Source organism: Microbacterium sp. CFBP 13617, from assembly GCF_014839445.1.
Lineage (GTDB): Bacteria > Actinomycetota > Actinomycetes > Actinomycetales > Microbacteriaceae > Microbacterium.
In genome coordinates, this window is record NZ_JACYNW010000002.1 from 670,529 (window position 1) to 690,591 (window position 20,063).

The following is a 20,063-nucleotide window of genomic DNA, read 5'->3' on the forward strand; positions in this document are numbered from 1 at the left end:
GTGCCGGGGATCTACCTGGGCGCGATCCTCTTCTCTTTTGCCGGCATGATCGCGATCGATCTGAAGTTCGGTCTGGCCCTGCGCGTCGCCCCGGCGCGCACCAGTGCCGCGGTATTGCTGTCGACGGCGTTCTTCCTCGTCTGGGACGTCGTCGGCATCGTCACCGGAGTGTTCGTCAAGGGCGAGAGCCCGCTGTTCATCGGGGTCACGCTCGCCCCTCACCTGCCCCTCGAGGAAGTCTTCTTCCTGCTGTTCCTCAGCTACCTGTCGATCGTGATGTTCGCGGTGTTCGAGCGGCGGGCGGCGCGGCGACGGGGGCTCGGCGTCTCGGCGCGGCACCCCGCGGGGGCGCCCGGGGAGCGGCCGTGACGTACCCGCTGATCGTGTTGCCGTTCGTGATCGTCACGGTCCTCGTGACGCTGGCCACGCTCCGGCGTCCGCGTTTCGCCGAGCGCATGGTCTCGTCGGGGCTCACCGCCCTCGTACTCGTGGGTCTCACCCTCGTGTTCGACAACCTCATGATCGCCGTCGACCTGTTCTCGTACCCCGAGGAGCACCTGAGCGGGCTGCGTCTCGGGCTCGCCCCGATCGAGGACTTCGCGTACCCGCTGTGCGCCGCGTTCCTCGTGCCCGCGGTGTACACCCTGCTTTCGTCGCGGTCTCCGTCGCCGCAGCCCTCACCCTCGCGTTCGTCGCGGAAGGACCCCGCATGACCACCCCCGCCGCCCTCACCCCCGCGCGCGTGCTGCGCGAGCTGTTCGTGTCCTCGCGGCCGGTGAGCTGGATCAACACCGCCTTCCCGTTCGCCGCGGCGTACCTGCTCACGACCCGGCAGATCGACGCCCCGCTCATCGTCGGCGCGATCTTCTTCCTGGTGCCGTACAACCTCGCGATGTACGGGGTGAACGACGTCTTCGACTACGAGTCCGACCTTCGCAACCCCCGCAAGGGCGGCACCCACGGCGCCGTGCTCGACAAGCGCATGCACCGCATCACCCTGTGGGCCTCGGCGCTGTCGTGTGTGCCGTTCGTGGTGTACCTCGTCGCCATCGGATCGCCGCTGTCGTGGCTCGTGCTGGCCATCAGCCTGTTCTTCGTCGTGTTCTACTCCGCCCCTCCCCTGCGGCTGAAGGAGCGCCCGTTCGCCGACTCGATGACGAGCAGCATCCACTTCTTCTCGCCCGCCGTGTACGGTCTCGTGCTCGCCGGGGCGACGTGGACCTGGCAGCTCGTCGCCGTGCTCGTTGCCTTCGCGCTGTGGGGCATCGCGTCGCACGCCTTCGGCGCCGTGCAGGACGTCGAAGCCGACCGCGCCGCCGACATCTCGTCGATCGCCACGGCGCGCGGCGCCCGCTGGACCGTGCGCTTCGCCCTCGTCGCCTACGCCCTGGCCGGAGTCGCCATGCTGCTCACGGCGTGGCCGGGGCCGCTGGCCGCCGTGCTCGTCATCCCGTACCTCGTCGTCTGCTGGCCGTACCGCAACGTCACCGATGCCGAGAGCGACCGCGCCACCGCCGGATGGAACCGCTTCCTCTGGCTCAACCAGATCGCCGGCTTCGGCACGACGATGCTGCTGATCTGGTGGTGGTTCCTGAGCGCCTGACGCTCGCGGGCGCCGCGCTCGGCCGCGCGTCCGTCCGCGTGCGCGAACGGGTGCGGGGGTGGCGGCATCCCCATCGTTGAGTGTCCGAGACACGCCGTTGCGGGGCGGGGCAATGCGGCGTGTCGTGGACACTCGGCGGGGTGGGCGGGGCCGGGAGCGGGGCGTCGCGGTCGGCAGCGCGGCTGTCACCGCGCATGAACGGGCCCGGGATGCCGGCACCCCACCGTTGAGTGTCCGAGACACGCCGTTGCGGGCCGGGGTGATGCGGCGTGTCGTGGACACTCGACGGGGTGGGCAGCGCGTAAAGCGCGGCGCGGGGAGCGTGGCGTCGCGGCCGTCACCGCGCACGGGCGGGTGCGGGATGCCGGCACCCCACCGTCGAGTGTCCAAGACACGCCGTTGCGGGCCGGGGTGATGCGGCGTGTTATGGACACTCAACAGGGTGGTGAGCGCGAGGAGCGGGGCGCGGAGAGCGCGGCGCGGTGAGCGCGGCGTCGCTGCCGTCACCGCGCACGGGCGGGCCCCGGATGCCGACATCCCACCGTCGAGTGTCCAAGACACGCCGCTGCAAGCCGCGGTGATGCGGCGTTTTATGGACACTCAACAGGGTGGGGAGCGCGAGGAGCGGGGCACGGTGAGCGCGGCGCGGTGAGCGTGGCGTCGCGGCCGTCACCCGCGCAAGATCGGGCCCGGGATGCCAGCACCCCACCGTCGAGTGTCCAAGACACGCCGTCCCGGGCTGGGGCGACGCGGCGTGTCGTGGACACTCAACGGGGATGCGCGGCGGGAACGACGACGCCGGCGCCCCGCGTGAGCGGAGCGCCGGCGTCGGTGAGCGGAATCAGCCCGCGGGGGTGGCCTCGGGGGTCGGAGTCGCCGACGGGTCGAACGACACCGTGCCGCCCTGGCCCTCGCTCTCGAGGTCGAGCAGGCGCTGGACGGCCGCGGTGAGGCGGGCGTCCTGCGTCGCGAAGGCCGCGAGGTCTCCGCTCGTCAACGCCGACTGACGCGCTTCGAGGGCACTGCGTGCCTCGGCCAGCGCGGCCGCGTAGTCGCCGGCCGGGACCGTCGGGGTGGTGCCCCCGGTGTTCCCGGTGCCGTCGCCCTGGTCGGTCGGGGTGACCGTCTCGTCGCCGGTGTTGGCTCCGGAGTCACCGCCGAACAGGGTGTCGAGCGCTTCGCTCAGGGTGTTCTCGAACGCGATCTTGTTACCGAACGCCACGAGGACTCGACGCAGCTGCGGGAGCTTGGTGTCACCCGACGACTGCACGAACACCGGCTGCACGTAGAGCAGACCGCCGCCGACCGGGAGGGTCAGCAGGTTGCCGTTGAGCACCTGCGACTGTCCCTGTTTCAGGATGTTGATCTGCGACGACACGTTGGTGTCGGAGTCGAACGTGTTCTGCACCTGTCCGGGTCCGGGCACCGTGGTCGACGAATCGATCACCAGCATGCGCAATCGGCCGTAGTCGTCGCGCTTCGTTCCCTTCTGATCGCCCGCGTTCGAGTCGACGGCGAGGTAGCCCGTCAAGACGTTTCGAGCCTGACCGCCCTGCGAGGCCGGGATGAAGCTCGTGAACATCGAGTACGACGGGTCGTCCTGACTCGGCATCTTCATCGTCAGGTAGTACGGCGGCTGGAAGGCGGCCGGGTCCTGCGGGTCGTTCGGCGTCGTCCACCGGTTGTCCTGCTGGAAGAAGGAGCGCGCGTCGTCGACGTGGTAGACGCCGAGCATCGAGCGCTGCACCTTCATGAGGTCGGTGGGATACCGCACGTGGCTCATGAGATCGGCGGACATGTCGGTCCACGGCTTGATCGTCGTGGGGTAGATGTTCTGCCACGCCTTGAGCAGCGGGTCTTCGTCGTCCCAGGCGTAGAGGCTCACGGAACCGTCGTAGGCGTCGACCGTGGCCTTGACCGAGTTGCGGATGTAGTTGATGTCATCCAGCGCGTAGGTGGGGGCCGGGTTGTTCGAGTCCGCGATGGCCTGCGACAGCGACACGCCCGACGAGTACGGGTAGTTCGCGCTCGTGGTGTAGCCGTCGATGACCCACTTGATGCGTCCGTCGACGACCGTGGGGTACGGGTCGCTGTCGAGGGTCAGGTAGGGCGCGAGCTTCTGCACGCGCTCCTTCGGGTTGCGGTCGTACAGGATCTGCGACTCGGAGTTGACGTAGTCCGAGAACAGGATCTGCTCGGACTGGAACTTCAGCGCGTAGATGAGCCGGTTGAACACGTTGCCGACGCTCGGTCCGCCGTCGCCGGCGAAGGTCGTGCGGGTCTCGCTGCCCCCGTCGGCACCCAGCGGGTAGTCGAGCTCGATCTGCTCGCCGCCCTCTTCTCCACCCACGATCGAGTACGCCGGCGACTGCTCGCCGAAGTACACGCGCGGCTCGTACTTGAGGTCGGTGAGGAAACCGGTGCCGGGGATGGCCTGCTCGAGGAAGACCGGGTCGCCGTCGGCGGTGCGCTCGTTGCCCGCCGCCGCCACCATGCCGTAGCCGTGGGTGTAGACGAGGGTCGTGTTCTGCCACGACGCGGCATCGCCCAGCTGACCGATGTTCAGTTCGCGCAGCGACACGACGGTGTCTTGAGTCTGACCGTCGATCGTGTACCGGTCGACGTCGAGCGGGGTGTTGAACTGGTAGTACGCACGGTACTGCTCGAGCTGACGCACGGTGGGGCCGATGATCGCGGGGTCCATGATGCGCAGCTGCGCGGTGGACTCGGCGTCGTTGCGCAGCTGACCGGCCTGGGCCTGCGTCTCGGCCTGGAAGTCCTCTTTCTCGACACCGTCGATGCCGTACGCGGCCTTCGTCCCGTCGAGGTTGCGTTGGTAGTACTGGCTCTCGAGGGCGAGCTCGTTCGGGCGCACCTGGAAGGTGTTCACCGCCCACGGGATCGCGGCACCGACGACGATCGCCGAGACGACCAGCAGCGCGGTGGCGATGAGCGGGTAGCGCCAGCGGCCGATGAAAGCCGTGACGAAGAACGCCGCCGCGACGATGACCGCCGCGATCGCCAGGATCGTCTGTCCGGGGATGACGGCGTTGGCACCGACGTAACCCGGTCCGGTGATGCGCTCCGACGGCTCGACGAGCGTGCGGAAGCGGTCGAGCCAGAGGCTCGCACCCTGCAGCAACAGGTAGACACCGGCGAGGATCGCGAGCTGGATGCGCGCGGCCTTCGAGATGCGCAGTTCGCGCTGACCGACCCGCACCGAGCCGTAGAGGTACGACACCACGGCGGTGAGCAGCAGGCTGACGAGCACGACGGCCGAGGCGAAGCCCAGCGCGGCCGCGTAGAACGGCATCCCGAACAGGTAGAAGCCGGTGTCGAGGCCGAACTGGGGGTCGGTGACCGAGGTGGCGACCCCGTTGAACCACAGCCAGGTGGTCTCCCACTGGGCGGATGCCGCGAACCCGGCGAAGAAGCCGAAGAAGATCGGGATGCCCCACATCGCCAGGCGGCGCAGCGGCTCGACGACCTCCTGGTAGCGGTCGAGCTGCGAGCTCAGACGCGCGTAGACGGGGCGGAGTCGGTAAGCGAGCTGGATGACGCCCCACACAGGCACCGCCATCGCGAGGAAGCCCACGACGAACATCACGGTGCGCCCGATCCACTGGGTGGTCAGCACCTCCGTGAAGCCGAGCTGGGCGAACCACAGCCAATCGGAGTACAGGTTCGCGAAGACGAAGAAGGCGACGAGGAGAGCTGCGATCACCGCCAGGGTGATCGAGATGATCCGTCGTGAGCGGTTCGGGGGCGTGGCCTGGTTCGGCGCTGAGGTCGTGGTCACTCCCCCATCCTAGGCGCGCCCTTCTCGGGGTACGCCGTGAATGCTACGATCCCGAACCACACGTCGGGAGGGCGTCGAGATCGCCTCCGTCGCGGATCGTCTGGAGCACCGTGAGCGACTCCTGGAGCGTCGAGGTGGAGAACACCCGGATGCCGTCGGGCACGTGGCCGACGACCTCGTTGCAGTTCGCCGCGGGTGCGAGGAACCAGGTCGCCCCGGCATCCCGTGCTCCGTAGAGCTTCTGCCGGATGCCGCCGATGGGGCCCACGTTGCCGTCGGCGTCGATCGTGCCGGTGCCGGCGATGTGCTGTCCGCCCGTGAGGTCGCCCGGGGACATCTTGTCGATGATGCCGAGGGCGAACATCATGCCGGCGCTCGGGCCGCCCACGTCGTTCAGCTGGATCTTGACGTCGACGGGGAGGTCGAACGAGAGCATGAGGCCGACGCCCAGCAGGTACTGCTGCTGACCGTTGACGTCGGTCTGGCGCGGGGTGATCTCGACCGTCCCGGCTGCGCCGTCGCGCTCGTAGCCGATCGTCACCGGCGCACCGGCGGCCGCCTGCACCGCCGCGCGCACGGCGTCGACGTTCGGCGCCGTGACCCCGTCGACCGTGGTGAGGACGTCGTTCTGCTGCAGCAGGCCGGCCGCCGCACCCGAGTCGTCGACGGTTGCGACGGCGATCTGCTGCGGCACGTCGTAGCCCAGCGCCCGCAGCGCCGCGGCCGAGGACTCGACCTGCGAGTCGGTCATGAGGGCGGCGTTCTCGGTGTTGCGCTGCTCGGTCGTCTGCCCGGCGGGGAAGATGCGGTCGATCGGCACCACGGCGCGCGAGCGGTCGAACCAGGCCAGCGCGAGCTCGATCCACGACGGTGTGCGCTCGCGGTTGCCGCTGACCTGCACGGTGAGCAGGTCGAGCTGACCGGTGGAGGTGTCGTCATCCTCGTCGGGCACGCTGATCAGCGGCACCTCCTCGCCCTCGGCGTTGGTCGAGGTGCCGAGGGTGTCGAACACGGGGCCGGGCTGCTGGATGACGTACGCCGACGGCAGGAAGGTCATCACGAACAGCAGGATCACGGCGATCGCGAGCGACCACAGGCCCGCGACGGTGCTGCGCCGCCACCGCTGCGGCGATGCGGGCACGACGGAGGCGTTGTCGTCGAACAGGGTCACGGTCTCAATCCTTTGCCGGGTCGTTCGCGCGCGGCGTAAGCGGCGAGGAGCCGTGCCGGGGGAAGCGGGGAAGCGTGCGACTAGCGTAGGTCGTGATCCCGATGACCCGGCTGAAAGGCGGCTGAAGTGGCAGACGACGACCGAGGCGCCGACGACCGGAGCCCCGAAGAAGAGTTCCAGGAACTCATGCGTCGCCTCATGTCGGGCGACACCAGCGGCATCGATCCCGAGCAGCTGTCGCGCCTGTCGGGCATGCAGATCGATCCGGCCATGCTGCAGCAGGTGATGAACCAACTGCAGGGCGCTTTCGCCGGCACGCAGGAGGGCGTCGACTGGAGCCTCGCCGAACGCCAGGCCCTGCACATCGCCAACCAGGACGGCCTCGGCGTGTCGACGGGCCAGCGCACCGACATCGACCAGGCGTTCACGCTCGCCGGTCTCTGGCTCGGCGAGGCGACGACGATCTCGGACCTCCCGCGTCCCCCGCGCGTGGTCACCCGCGGCGCCTGGGTGAGCGCGACCCTGCCCCTCTGGCAGGAGCTCGCCGAACCCGTCGCGACCAGCATCGCCGACGCGCTGACCGAGGCCCTCGGCCAGCAGGCACCCGACGACATGCAAGAGATGATCGCGGGCGCCGGGCGGCTCATGCGCACGGTCGGCGGTTCGCTCTTCGCCACGCAGCTCGGACACGTCGTCGGTCGCCTGTCGACCGAGGTCGTCGGCGGCGGCGATGTGGGCATCCCCGTCATGCCCGAGGGCGACGCGGCGATCCTGCCGCAGAACTTCGCGGACTTCGGTCGCGATCTCGAGATCCCCGACGACCAGCTCGCGCTGTACCTCGCCACGCGCGAGCTCGCGCATGCCCGCCTCTTCCGGCACGCCCGGTGGCTGCGGCTGCACGTGATCGCGCAGGTGCGCGACTTCGCCCACGGCATCCGCGTCGACACCGACGCCCTCGAAGACCTCGCCTCGCGCTTCGATCCCTCGCAGCCCGAAGAGCTGCGCGGCGCACTCGAGAGCGGCGCGCTGCTGCCGGCGCGTTCCGAGGAGCAGACCGCGACGTTGACGCGTCTCGAGAACCTCCTGGCGACGATCGAGGGCTGGGTCGACGTCGTCACCGAAGACGCCACCTCGCGCCTCCCGTCGGCCGCGCGCATCGCCGAGGCCGTGCGTCGACGCCGGGCCGTGGGCGGGCCCGCCGAGCAGGCGCTCGGTTCGCTCGTCGGGCTCGAGCTGCGTCCGCGTCGCATGCGCGAGGCCGCCGCGATGTGGCGCTCCGTCACCGACGCCGTGGGTGTCGCCGGACGCGACGCGCTGTGGGACTACCCCGACCTCATGCCGTCGGCCGACGATATCGACGACCCCGCCGCCCTCATCGCCCGTCTGAGCGCCGCGTCACGGGGCGAAGCGGCTCCCTCGGATGCCATGGACGACGCTCTCGCCCAGCTCATCGCCGAAGAGACCAGTGGCGACGGTCGCGACGGCGCGCCGGATGCCGATTCCTCGGCGGACGAGGCCCTCCCCGGCGACGTGCTCCCGGGCGATGTGCTCCCCGGCGACGACCGGCGCGACGACGACGGCACTCCGGGCGACCAGCGCCCTGTCTGATCGGTCCGCCCGGGTCGGCCGTCGCGCCGACCCGGGCATCGGTTCCCCGTCCCGTCCTCCCCACGCGCGATCCGACGAGGATGGCTGGGGATAACGGCATCCGGGGTCAACCCCTGCGTCATGCTCGGGCGATGATCAGACTCGACCCCTCCGCTCCCCCGCTCTGGCGCCCCGACGGCAGCGTGCAGTTCGGCGCTCCGGCGATCGCGCGCATCCCCCGCGCCGACGCCTGGGTCGACGCCTGCGTCGCCGCTCTCGAAGAGGGCACGACGGCCCCGGCCCTGCGCGCCCTGACACGTGTGCACGGCGGAACCGATCACGATGCCGACGCCCTGATCGCGCAGGTCTCACCGGCGTTGCGCCGCGCTCGGCGTCATGCGCCGTTCGTGCTCCAGGCCGGCGACGACCTGTCCGCACGGGCGGTGCAGGCGGTGCTCGCGGCGCTCCCGCCCCGCACGCGCCTCATCGCCTGGGCGGGGCGTGTGACCGAGCCCGTCCCGCGGGGGACGCGGGTCGTCGTGCTCGCGTCGCACCGTGTCGATCCCCGCCGCGCGGCGATGTACGTGCGCGACGACGTCGTGCATCTGCCGCTCGCGCTCGACGGTGCGAGCGCCACCGTCGGCCCCGTCGTCGCCCCCGGGCGCACCGCGTGCCTCGCATGCCTCGACGCCGTGACCCGCCATCACGACGAGCAGTGGCCGACGCTCGCCGCGCAGTTGCTCGCGCGGCCCAGACCCGACGTCGACGCCGCCTTGGCGGCCGAGGCGGGACGCGCGGCGCGCTCGCTGCTCAGCTCGCCGATCGCCGAGACGACGCGGTCGGTGCGGCTGCGCGTCGATTCGTTCCGGCGGGTCTGGCAGCTGCATCGACCGAGTGCAGACTGCCACTGCCGATCTCTCGAAGGAACCTCGACGGCGAGCGTTCCATCCGCCCGCGTCCCCGTGCCCAGCTGACCGAGAGCGTGCGCGCGGCACGGGTGACCCCGACGTAGGCGAGTCGACGTTCCTCGTCGACGGCCTCGAACGTCTTCGCGTACGAGATCGGCAGCAGGCCCTCGCTCACCCCCACGAGGTAGACGTGATCCCATTCCAGACCCTTGGCCGCGTGCAGCGTCGCCAGCGTCACCGTGCGCGTCGTCGGCTCATGCTGGTCACGCGCGCGCGCCTGCAGGTCGTCGGTGAACGCACGGAGGTCCATGTCGTCCGGGGCCTCTTCGGCCAGGCGCAGCAGCGCCGCCCGTGCCTCCCACGCTTCGCGGAGGGCGCCCCCGGCCTCGGGGGGATCGTCGGTGAGCCCCATTCCGCGCAGAACGTCACGGACCGTGGCGTGGAAACCCGTCTCCAGCGGCGCCACCGACGCCGCGCGCAGGGCCATGAGCGCCTGCCGCACCTCGGGGAGGTCGAAGAACTTGCGCCCGCCCAGGACGGATGCCGCCACCCCCACCGCCGACAGCGCCGACAGCAGCGCCGCCGACTGCGCGTGCGAGCGGTACAGCACGGCGATGTCGTGCGGATCGACGCCGCGCTTCATCGAATCGGCGATGGATCGGGCCACGGCCGTGGACTCGGCTTCGTCATCGTCGAACCCGCGGACGGTGGGGACGACCGCCTCGTCGTCGCGGGCGGCGACCAGTTCGAGGGCGCCCGCGCGGCCGCGCATGAGGTCGTTCGCGACGGCCAGCACCGGCGCACTGGAGCGATAGTTGCGTTCCAGGCGCACCACGCGCGCGTCGTCGTGGGTCCGCTCGAAGTCGAGCAGGTAGCGGGCATCGGCCCCGGTGAACGAATACACCGTCTGACTGGCGTCACCCACGACGCACAGGTCGCGGCGGTCGCCCAGCCACAGCTCGAGCAGGCGGTTCTGCAGGGGCGAGACGTCCTGATACTCGTCGACGGTGAAGTGCCGGTACTGCTCGCGGACGGCGGCGGCCACCCGCGGCTCCGCCTCGATCATGCCCGCGCAGGTGAGCAGCACGTCTTCGAAGTCCATCTGACGCCGCTCGTCCTTGAGCTTCTCGTACGCCCGCTGCAACGCGACCACCTGGTCGACCCCGAGTCGACCGACGCCCTCGGGTCGCTCCGCGGCGTACTGCTCGACCGAGCGCAGGGTCACTTTGCGCCACTCGATCGAGGCGGCCACATCACGCAGGGTCGCGGTGTCGGGCGCCAGCCCCACCCCGTCGGCGGCGTGCGCGAGCATGCGCACCTTGTTGTCGATGATCGAGGGTGCCTGGTCACCCGCGAGGGTGGGCCAGAAGAAGTTCACCTGAGCCAACGCCGCGGCGTGGAACGTCCGCGCCGAGACGCCCGTCACCCCGAGCGCCCGCAGCCGCCCCCGCATCTCGCCCGCCGCCTTCGAGGTGAAGGTGACCGCCATGACCCGCTGAGGCGAGTAGGCGCCCGTGTCGACGCCGTGCGCGATACGCCGGGTGATGACGCGGGTCTTGCCTGTCCCCGCGCCCGCGAGGACGCACACCGGTCCGCGCAGCGCGCGCGCCGCCTCCAGCTGGTGCTCGTCGAGTCCGTCGAGGGGGCCGGTCACGCGTCGCCCCGAACCCAGCCATCGATCAGACGCCGGGCGATGGAGGCGGGTCCGGGCAGCTGCACCGATCCCTCGCCGCGCAGGGCGACGGCGATCTCGCCGCGGTCGAACCAGCGCACCTCGACGATCTCGTCGCCGTCGGGTCGGGCCTCGTCGACGTCGACGGCCCGGGCCCGGAAGCCCAGCATGAGCGACCGCGGATACGGCCAGGCCTGGGAGCCGCGATACGCGATGTCGCGCAGGCGCACACCCGATTCCTCGGTGACCTCGCGCTCCACCGTCTCTTCGAGCGACTCCCCCGCCTCGCCGAAGCCCGCGAAGCACGAATACCGGTCCCCACCCCAGGCCGCGTTCGCGCCGAGCAGCACGCGGTCGTCGTTCTCGCCGCCGGTGACCAGCACGATCACCGCCGGGTCGGTGCGGGGGAAGTGCTGGCGGCCGCACGAGGGGCAGTGGCGCGACCATCCGGCCTGTCCGAGCAGGGTGCGGGCGCCGCAGGCCGGGCAGAACGGCGCATCGCGCAGCCAGCCGGCCAGAGCCACGGCCGTCGTGAGCACCTCGGCCTCGGCGGCGGGCAGATCGCCTCCCCCGGTGCGCAGCGCCATCCACGCGGCGTCCGGGACGCCGTCGAGCTCGGCGTCGTCGGCGAGCACGGCCAGGAGCACCCCCGCACCGTCGGCCGTCCTGCCCAGGAACGCCCACTCGAGCGCGTCGTCGACTTCGGGCACGCTCACCAGTCGCAGGTGAGCGTCGGAGACGGGCGCCGCATCACGTCGGACGGCCAGCACGCGCGTATCGGCCGCCTCACGGAGGGAGTCGAGCAGATCGACGCGATCCCGCTCGATCGCCGATCGGTCGAAGGCCGAGTCGATCGGGTGGTCGTGCGACGTGTGATCGTGCGGCGGAGGCACGGGAAGCGGCATCGAACACCTCTCTCAAGGGCGTGGCGCGGGCGGGTGGGCGAGGGCCCGACCTACCCTGGGGGCATGGCACGCTCGCCCCTCATTTTAGCCGCGTCGGCGACGGCGGCACTGCCGCGCACCGCCATCACCCGCGTCAGCATCCTGACCGAGAACGCCGGCGGGAGGTTCGACACCGCCCTGGCGAGTACCGACGACGGACGGGAGCTCGTCGTGCGTATGCCGGCCGGCGACGACGACGGCGCCGACCTCGCCGCCGAGGCGCGCGCGCTTCACGCGCTCACCCCTGGTGTGCGTGCCCTGCTGCCCTTCGCGGTCCCCGAGGTCGCCGGCGAGAGCGGATCCGGCGCCCAGCGCGTGCTCGTGGTCGGGCACATCGACGGCTATCGCATCGACCCCGCGCACCTGCCCAAGGGCCCGGGGTACGCACCGGCGATCGGTGCCGCCCTGGCCGCCGTGCACGCCCTACCCGTGTCGATCGTGCGCACCGACGGCCTGCCCGTGCGCTCCGCCGATCAGACGCGCGACGACGTCCGGCGCCTCCTCGACCGCGCCGATGCCACCGGCCGGGTCAGCGACGGCCTCATGCTGCGCTGGCGCCGCGCTCTCGAGGTCGACGACCTCTGGCGGTTCGAAGCGGCGGTCGTGCTCGGCGGCGCGACGAGCTCGTCGATCCTGCTCACCGACGACGACGACGGCGTGCCGCATGTCGTCGGCCTGCTGGACTGGGCGGGATTGAGCGTGGGCGACCCCGCGGTCGACCTGCGCTGGCTCGCCTCGGCCCCGCTGGCCACCGATGACGTCTACGCCGGTTACGCCTCCGGTGCGGAGCGGTCCCCCGACCCCCTGCTGCGCGAACGCGCGCGCCTGTACGCCGAACTGGAGTTCGCGCGCTGGCTCGTGCACGGCCACGACGCGGGGGAAACCGACGTCGTCGCTGACGCCGTCGCCCTTCTCGACGCCCTCGCCGAGGGTGTGCGCGGAGACCACATCATCCCCGACTCGCGCAGCGACATCGACGACGCCCTCGCCCTGGTCGAGAGCGTGCCCCCCATTTCGGCGCCCGGGTCGGTCGACACCTCGATGCAGACCGACGCCTACGACCCCGAGGCGCTCTCGCTCTACCTCTCGGCCGAACGCGATCGGGCCGCGGCGGCCGAGGCCCTCGCCGACGCACTCGCCGCCGACCAGGATCCGGATGCCGAGACGGGGGCCCTCGCGTTCACCCCGCCCGCCCCGAGCTCGACGGACGAGTTCTCCTCACCCGAGCCCGGCGCGACCGAGCCGATCGATCTCGACGGGTGGACCGAGACGCCCGGCACCGCGCCCGGACAGGCGCACGCGGGAGCCGACGAGCAGGCGAACGTCTCACCCGCCGCCGCACACGGCGACGGCGCGCTCCCCGGCTGGGCTCGGCACGACGAGCCGGCGCTGCGGAACGGTCACGTAGACACCGACCACGACGACACCGACCACGATGATGAGGAAGACGCTGCGCGCGCCAGCCGTGCGGCCCTCCGCCGCTGGGGGGTTTCGGGCGACGGGGCCTGACGCGCTCGCGCCCGTTTCGCACGGCCTCAGCCGTCGCGCCGGCCCGCGCCTGCTCGGTGTAGGCGACCCGCTCGCAATGCGCTCACCGTGATTGACCGGCCGGAGTCGAGCTCGCTGTGAGCGAGCCGCTCGCGCACTCGACACGTCCGCGCCGTAATCGATGAACGCGACCGGCCCGCGCCGCACTGTACGCGCGCCCCTCCCGCGCCGCCGCCTCAGCCGCGCAGCACGAGCTCGTCGCCGACGTAGAACAGCGCGACGTCGATGCGGTCGAGGTCGATGCCGTGCTTGGCGTGATACGCCTCACGGTAGAGCTCGAGCTGCAACATGCGCGCGGTGCGCTCGGCCTCGGTGCGCGGCGGACGACCGGTCTTCCAGTCGACGATCTCGTAGCGGTCCCCGCGCCGGTAGACGGCGTCGAGTTTGCAGATGACGACGTGTTCCCGGCCGTCGAGCCGCGTCGTGACGAAGTCGATCTCGGTCTCGACCTCGAGCGGCATCAGCGGCGCCCATTCCGACCGCTCGAAGCACGCGCGCAGGCGCTCGAGTTCGGCCGCGTCGGCGGCCGATGCGCCCGCCTCGTCGTCGTCCCACAGCGCGTCGTCGTCGAGGCCGATCCCCGCGCCCACCAACCCCGACCGCTGTTCGACCCAGGCGTGGAACAGGGTGCCCAGGCGCGTCTGACGGTAGGGGCGCTCGGGGAGGGGCCGGCGGAGCGCCTCGACCGCCTCGCCGTAGTCGGCGACGAAATCCTTGAATCGAGAAGCGGGGATGCGCGTGGGCGCGGGCGTGTGGGCCGGACGCAACCGGTCGGCACGCTCGGCGAGAAGCAACGCGAGGTCGGGATCGGCATCCACCGGTCCCGACGCACGCGCGGCGGTCACCGCGGCCGCGGCAGCCGAGACGGCGGTGCGACGAGACCCGAGCGGGTCGAGCGGCCAGTGCAGCAGACGGCGCTCCCCGTCATACGGATCGTCGCCCGGATCACCGATCTCGAGGTCGATGCCGAGCGCATCGGTCGCCTCGTCGAGGAACACGCTCGGGCGGCGCGGGCGCTTCGTCCCCGACCAGCTCGATCCCGAAAGCATCAGATGGTCGCGGGCACGGGTGAAGGCCACGTAGGCGAGTCGGCGATCCTCGTCGAGTTGCCGCGCCCGGTTGTCGGCGACGAAGGCGTCGATGGCGGCCTTGAGGTCTTGCTGGGTCTCGGCACCCCGCCACCCGAACACCGGAAGCCAGGCGGAATCACCGCGGAACTCCGCGGGAAGGATGCCGAACCCCAGCCATCCCTTCGTGTCGCGTGCCAGCGACGGAAGCTCGTCGGTCACCAGGCGCACCACCGAGACGGCATCCCACTCGAGCCCTTTCGAGCCGTGGATCGTGAGCAGTTGCACCACGTCGTCTTCGGGCGGCTCGGTGCGCGGGGCGAACTCATCGGCCTGCTCGGCGTGATCGAGCCACGCGAGCAGGCTCGACACCGACCCCGACTCGTCGGCGGCGAGGAAGCCGCGGATCTCGTCGACGAACGCGCGCAACTGCGCCGAGGCGATGCGGGCGGGGCCGCGCGATTCGTTCGCGGCGAGCTCGATGTCGAGACGCAACTCGACCTCGATCAGTCGCAGGAGCTCCGGGATCGGTGCGCCGACGCTGCGCCGGAGCGCCGCGAACACGGCGCCGGCGTCGCGCAGCCGCGCGCGCCCCTCGGGGGTGATCTCGGCCAGCCAGCCGTGGCCGTCGGTCTGACGCGTGAGGAAGTCGAGCGCGTCGACGAGCGAGGCCCGGTCGGCCCCCGGCGTGGAGCGCAGTCGGTCGACGACCTCGGGGGCGAGGGGCTGCAGGCCGACGTCATGCGTGGCGAGGCGTCGTGCCAACTGCGCCAGGGCGCGAAGATCGGCCAGGCCCACGGCCCACCGCGGGCCCGACAGCAATCGGATCAGCGCCGATCCGGCCTCGGGGTCGCTGATGACCCGCAGGGCCGAGACGACGTCGACGACCTCGGGGGTGGTGAGGAGCCCCCCGAGACCCAGGATGCGATGAGGGATTCCGCGGCGACCGAGCGCGTCGCCGAAGCGCACCATGTGCTTCTTGCTGCGGAAGAGGATCGCGCCCGTCGTGGGGCGTCCCTCGGCCGCGCGGGCGGCGCGGGCCCCGACGAACCACGACGCGACGCGATCGGCTTCGGCGTCGAGGTCGTTCTCGAAGACCACATCGACGACGCCGGCCGGCGCGCCGGGGCGCGGGGCGAGTTCGCCCACCTCGACCGCCGCGCGCGCGGCGAGGGGGGCGAGGACCGCGTTGGCCGCCCGCAGCACCGCCGCGCTGTTGCGCCAACTCGTCAGCAGCGCGAAGTGCCGGCATCCCCCCTCCGGGGCGAAAGCGGCGGGGAATCCGCCGAGGTTGCCCGCACTGGCGCCCCGCCACCCGTAGATGGCCTGGTGGGGATCGCCGACGGCCATGACCCCGGTCCCGCCGAAGAGCGTCGCGAGCAGGTCGGTCTGCACGACCGAGGTGTCCTGGTACTCGTCGAGGAGCACGACCCGATACCGCGCGCGGAGTTCGGCGACCACCGCCGGGTGCTCCCGGGCGATGCGCAGCGCACCCGCCACCTGGTCGGCGAAATCCATCACCCCGACGCGGGCCTTCTCGCGGTCGTAGTCCGCCGCGAGGGCGGCGAGCAGTGAGAGCGCCGACACTTTCGCCGCGGCGTCGCCCACCTCTTTGTAGACGCTCACGCGGGCCGACGTCGAGGGGCGCTCGACGATGCGCGCGAACTCGTCGGGGAACGCGGCGAGACGCTCGAGGTCGACCAGGTTGTCGACGCCGTCGCGCGCGATGCGCAGGGCGGCGTCGATCAACGTGCGCGGGGATTCCTGTCGCTCCTCGAGTCTCGGGTCGTCGGAGGCGAACACCACGCGCCGCATGAGCAACCAGGCCGCCGACTCCGACAGCACCGCCGATTCGGCGTCGCGGCCGATGCGCACGCCGTGCTCGCGCACGATCCCGTCGGCGAAGCTGTTGTAGGTCGAGACGGTCGGCCGGTGCAGCAGCTGGTCGCCGTCGTGGGCGTCGTCGGCGTGCGCACCGACCTCGGCGGCCAGCGCGTCGAGCGCCTCGCGACGAGCGGCATCGCCGCGGGCACCGTCGAGGGGAGCCAGGTCGGCGAACACCGACAGCCGACCGGCCTCGTGCAGGGCCGGGAGGAAGGGCAGCAGCCCGCGCGCCTCGAACTCGGCCAGTCGCTGCAACCGCCGCTGGATGCGCTCGGCGAGCTCGCCCGCGGCCTTGCGGGTGAAGGTGAGTCCGAGGACCTCGTCGCGGCGGACGAGGCCGTTCGCGACGAGCCACACCACGCGTCCGGCCATCGTCTCGGTCTTGCCGCTGCCGGCGCCCGCGACCACCAGCGCCGGGGCGAGCGGGGCTTCGATCACCGACGTCTGTTCCGACGTCGGCGGGAACTGCCCGAGGGCCGCGGCGATGACCGCCGCCGAGACGGTGGCGCTCACGAGGCGCTCACCGCCGACACCGTGTGGATGCGGCACAGCCCGTACGAGAACTCGTCTCGACAGTGCACCTCGTAGGGTGCGGCGAAGCTCGTGCCCCGCATCACGCCGACGGCGCGCTGCACGCGGCTGACGAAGTCGGCGCGCTGCGCGTCGTCGAACGGCTTCTGCAACGGCTCGGCGTACTCTTTCGTCGCCGCCGTCGGGCGCAGCACGAGCAGCTTCGCTCCTCCCGGGGCGAGGCCGGCGACCGGCTCGATGGCACCCGACGAGAACGCCAGCTGGTAGGCGGCGAGCTGGGGGTTGTCGGCGACCTTCGCGTCGGTCTGCGGTTCGTTCTTGCCCGTTTTGAGGTCGACGATCACCACCTCGCCGCTCGGCGTCAGCTCGACACGGTCGATGTCGCCGCTGAGCACGGCGCGGTGCTCCGCCGCGTCGTCGAGGGGGATGGGCACCTCGAAGTGCCGCTCGGCGCCGATCAGCCGCCCGCCCGCGTCGTCGAACCGGCGGAGGTAGGTCGCGAGCCGTCGCACGAGTTCCCGGGCGCGCGTGCGTTCCGCCCGTTCGCGCCACACGGCGTCGAAGACCAACTCGCCCCAGCGCTCGTCGACCACGGCCCACAGGTCGCTCTCGGAGATGGATGCCGCGGTCTCGAGCGCCGCGTGGATGATCGTGCCGATGCCCGCCGTCGTGCCGCCTCGGTCACCGCCCAAATCGGCGATGACCCAGTCGAGCTCGCATTCTTCGAGGGCGTGGAGTCGCGACGGCGAGACCCGCACGTCTTCGCGGGTGAGGTCGCGCAGCGGCGCGGTCGAGGTCGGTGCGGTGACGCCGTACCACTCGTCGGGGGCCGCGCCGGCCACCCCCGCTGCCGCGAGGAGGGCGAGCTGGCCGGCGGCGTGCGCGCGGTCGGCCGGCGGGACCCGGGGAACGGTGAGCGCACGCCGATGACGAGCGACGAGTCCGCGCAGCGACAGGGGGTGCTCCGGGATCGCCGCGGCGGGCTCGGGAGTGGGGAGCATCTCGAACAGCACGCTCGGACCGGTGTCGTCGTCGTCGACCGCGGTGACCACGAGCCGCGCGTTCGCTCGACTGATCGCGCGCACGAACAGTCGCAGCTCGTCGTGCATCGCGGCGCGGCGGCGGTCGAGCATGCCCGAGACGGGGAGGTCGGGCTGCTGGACCGCGTCGGCGAGACGCCACGTCTCGAGCAGACCGCCGCGCAGCCGGGTGTTGGGCCAGACACCGTCTTGCACGCCGGCCACGATCACGGTGTCGAACGCGGTGCCGGCCGCGGCGGCGGGGGTGAGCACGCGCACCGTCTCGGTCACGGCGGGCTGCTCGATGCGATCTTCGGCGACGTCGCTGTCGAGCACCGAACGCAGGAACACCGCGGCTTCTCCGTCGGGCTCGCGTTCGGTGAACCGCTTGGCCGCCTGGAAGAGGGCGACGATCGCGTCGAGATCGCGATCGGCCTGCTCGGCGAGCGGACCGTGCCCCCGCGAGGCCTCGCGCCACACCCGCGCCAGAGCGCTGCGCTCCCAGGCGGTCCAGAGCAGTTCGTGCGCCGTGGCCTTCGCCTGCGTCTGCGCCCGCAGGGCCGCCAGTGTCTCGCCCAGTCGAGCCGCACGTCGCCCCTCGCGGGTGTCAACGGTCTCGAGCTCGAGGGGGAAGCGCACGCCCGAGACCAGCAGCTCGCTCGCGGTGCGGGATCCTCCCGCCGACAGCTCGTCGTGGCGGAGCGCGGTGCGAAGACGCCGGAGTTCGATGGGATCGAGGCCGCCGAAGGTTCCCAGCAGCGCATCGGTCACGGCATCGGCCGCCCACCCGTCGGGGTCGCGCATGCCCAGCTCGACGAGCGCGACCAGGTCGCGTACCGGACGCTGCACCCCGAGCGCCAGACCGGGGCCGCTCGAGCGCGCCGGCACCTCGCGCGCCGCGAGCTCGGCCTCGAGCGTGGCCACTTGCCGCGAGTCGTGCGCGATGACCGCGCACTGCGACCAGGGAACCCCGTCGAGCACGTGCCGTTCGCGCAGCAGACGCGCGATCGCGTCGGCCTCTTCGGCGGGAGAGCGCAGCAGGTAGGTGCGCACGGCTCCGGTGGGCGCCGCGCCGACGGGGGCGCGGCGGTGCGCCACGACGCCGGCCGCGCCGATGCGCGCCGCCACCTGCCGCACCAGGTCGATGTGTTCGGGGGTGCCGCGGTGGGGCTCCCCGAGCGCGGCCGTCGCGCCCAGCTCTCGAGCGAGTCGCGCGAAGTTCTCGGGGGTGGCGCCGCGGAAGGCGCCCGAGCCCACGTCGGGGTCACCGAAGGCGACGACACCGATCCCGAGGTCGCGGCAGGCGCGCAACAGGTCGATGCCGCCCGCGGTGAGCTCTTGCGCGTCGTCGACGAGGACGCAGCGCAACGACGAGAACCGCCCGAGCAGATCGCGCTCCCGGCGCGCCTCACCGAGCACGGAGACGGCCTCGCGGGCCAGGTCGGCGGCGTCGCGGTGCGCTCCGCGCATCGACGCGCGCACCGCGCGGTACTCGTCGGCGAACGAGGCGAGCGAGGCCCACACCGGGAGCTCGTGCTCTTCGGCCAGTCGCACGAGGGCGGCGGAGTCGACGCCCAGGTCGGTGCACTCCGCGAGGAACGCGCGCAGATCGCCGCGAAAACCGCGCGTCGCGCGAATGGCCGGGCCGAGCCACTCCGGCCACCGCGAGACGCCCTCGGCCTCGTCGAGCGCATCTCCGTCGAGCAGGTCGCGGATGATCTGGTCCTCATCGCCGCCGGTCAGCAGCTGGGGCGGTTCGGCACCGCGACGCACCTCGGCTCCGCGCACCAGGTGGAACGCGAACGACGCCAGCGAGCGCGCCAGCGCGCCCGAGGTCGCCCGTTGCACCGCGAGGGCGAGTGGATCGCGCAGCGCCGTCGCCGCCGGCCGCGTGGGGGTGAGCACGAGCAGATCGTCGGGGTCGACACCGGATGCCACGAGCACGCGCACGCGCGACAGCAGCGTCGACGTCTTGCCCGAGCCCGGGGCACCGACCACCACCCCACTGGCCTCGGCCGGCCACTGGACCACCGCGCGCTGCGCGTCGTCGAGCCGGTCGAGGGCGATCGCCGCCGGTGATCCACCCGCGAGACCGTCGACGCGGGACACCCCGGAGGCGAGCGCGGCCGCGGCGGAGATCTGCATGGCATCCACGCTAACGGCGACCTCCGACATCACCGGCCGCGCCAGGTCTGCCGCGAGGCGCCTCGCGGGACGGCCCTCCCCGAGCGGCGCTCCCGAGCGCCCTGTCACCGCGCCGCTCGCGTGAGAGGGCGCCCGCTCCGGAACCATCGCGTTCGCCATCCGCGAAGCGGGGGCCCGCGCGGGAC

At 72.1% G+C, this 20,063-nt stretch carries 11 protein-coding genes; 5 read left to right on the top strand and 6 right to left on the bottom strand.

All coding sequences use genetic code 11. From position 1 onward, the window contains the following. Genes IFU40_RS07885 through IFU40_RS07895 form a run of 3 tightly spaced genes read left to right on the top strand, consistent with a single transcriptional unit; the run spans position 1 to position 1,603 of the window. Positions 1-369 (top strand): lycopene cyclase domain-containing protein, encoded by a 369-nt coding sequence (locus IFU40_RS07885; protein ID WP_191925959.1) that lies wholly within the window; start codon positions 1-3, stop codon positions 367-369. Next, positions 366-713: a lycopene cyclase domain-containing protein gene (locus IFU40_RS07890; RefSeq protein WP_070409714.1), complete on the top strand. Its 348-nt coding sequence runs from the start codon at positions 366-368 to the stop codon at positions 711-713. Before IFU40_RS07885 ends, IFU40_RS07890 begins: the two co-directional genes overlap by 4 nt. Then, complete coding sequence (locus IFU40_RS07895) at positions 710-1,603, top strand: prenyltransferase (RefSeq protein WP_055836285.1); 894 nt, start codon at positions 710-712, stop codon at positions 1,601-1,603. The genes IFU40_RS07890 and IFU40_RS07895 overlap by 4 nt, the downstream gene beginning before the upstream one ends. Positions 1,604-2,444: 841 nt before the next feature. On the opposite strand, the gene IFU40_RS07900 is transcribed toward IFU40_RS07895, so the two are convergent. Both IFU40_RS07900 and IFU40_RS07905 read right to left on the bottom strand, forming a co-directional pair. Further along, the gene (locus tag IFU40_RS07900; protein WP_191925960.1) at positions 2,445-5,402 is read right to left on the bottom strand and encodes a UPF0182 family protein; all 2,958 of its coding nucleotides are present in this window, start codon (positions 5,400-5,402) and stop codon (positions 2,445-2,447) included. 43 nt (positions 5,403-5,445) lie between these two features. Beyond that, a complete protein-coding gene (locus IFU40_RS07905) occupies positions 5,446-6,573 on the bottom strand; it encodes a YlbL family protein (protein ID WP_055939654.1) in 1,128 nt (375 codons plus the stop codon). A gap of 186 nt (positions 6,574-6,759) precedes the next feature. Between IFU40_RS07905 and IFU40_RS07910 the strand changes: the two genes are divergently transcribed. Then, the gene (locus tag IFU40_RS07910) at positions 6,760-8,181 is read left to right on the top strand and encodes a zinc-dependent metalloprotease (RefSeq protein WP_249404146.1); all 1,422 of its coding nucleotides are present in this window, start codon (positions 6,760-6,762) and stop codon (positions 8,179-8,181) included. 789 nt (positions 8,182-8,970) lie between these two features. Here the strand turns inward: IFU40_RS07910 and IFU40_RS07915 are convergent. Next, complete coding sequence (locus IFU40_RS07915; RefSeq protein ID WP_191925961.1) at positions 8,971-10,722, bottom strand: UvrD-helicase domain-containing protein; 1,752 nt, start codon at positions 10,720-10,722, stop codon at positions 8,971-8,973. Beyond that, the gene (gene nudC, locus IFU40_RS07920; RefSeq protein WP_191925962.1) at positions 10,719-11,645 is read right to left on the bottom strand and encodes an NAD(+) diphosphatase; all 927 of its coding nucleotides are present in this window, start codon (positions 11,643-11,645) and stop codon (positions 10,719-10,721) included. Before nudC ends, IFU40_RS07915 begins: the two co-directional genes overlap by 4 nt. Before the next feature lie 63 nt (positions 11,646-11,708). Between nudC and IFU40_RS07925 the strand changes: the two genes are divergently transcribed. Further along, positions 11,709-13,193 (top strand): phosphotransferase, encoded by a 1,485-nt coding sequence (locus IFU40_RS07925; RefSeq protein ID WP_191925963.1) that lies wholly within the window; start codon positions 11,709-11,711, stop codon positions 13,191-13,193. Positions 13,194-13,408: 215 nt separating this feature from the next. Here IFU40_RS07925 and IFU40_RS07930 read toward each other — a convergent pair whose 3' ends face one another. Next, on the bottom strand, positions 13,409-16,696 hold the full coding sequence (locus IFU40_RS07930) for a UvrD-helicase domain-containing protein (RefSeq protein ID WP_191925964.1): 3,288 nt from the start codon (positions 16,694-16,696) through the stop codon (positions 13,409-13,411). Continuing rightward, positions 16,693-19,878, bottom strand: a complete 3,186-nt coding sequence (locus tag IFU40_RS07935; protein WP_191925965.1) for an ATP-dependent helicase — start codon at positions 19,876-19,878, stop codon at positions 16,693-16,695. The genes IFU40_RS07930 and IFU40_RS07935 overlap by 4 nt, the downstream gene beginning before the upstream one ends. Positions 19,879-20,063: the final 185 nt, after the last annotated feature.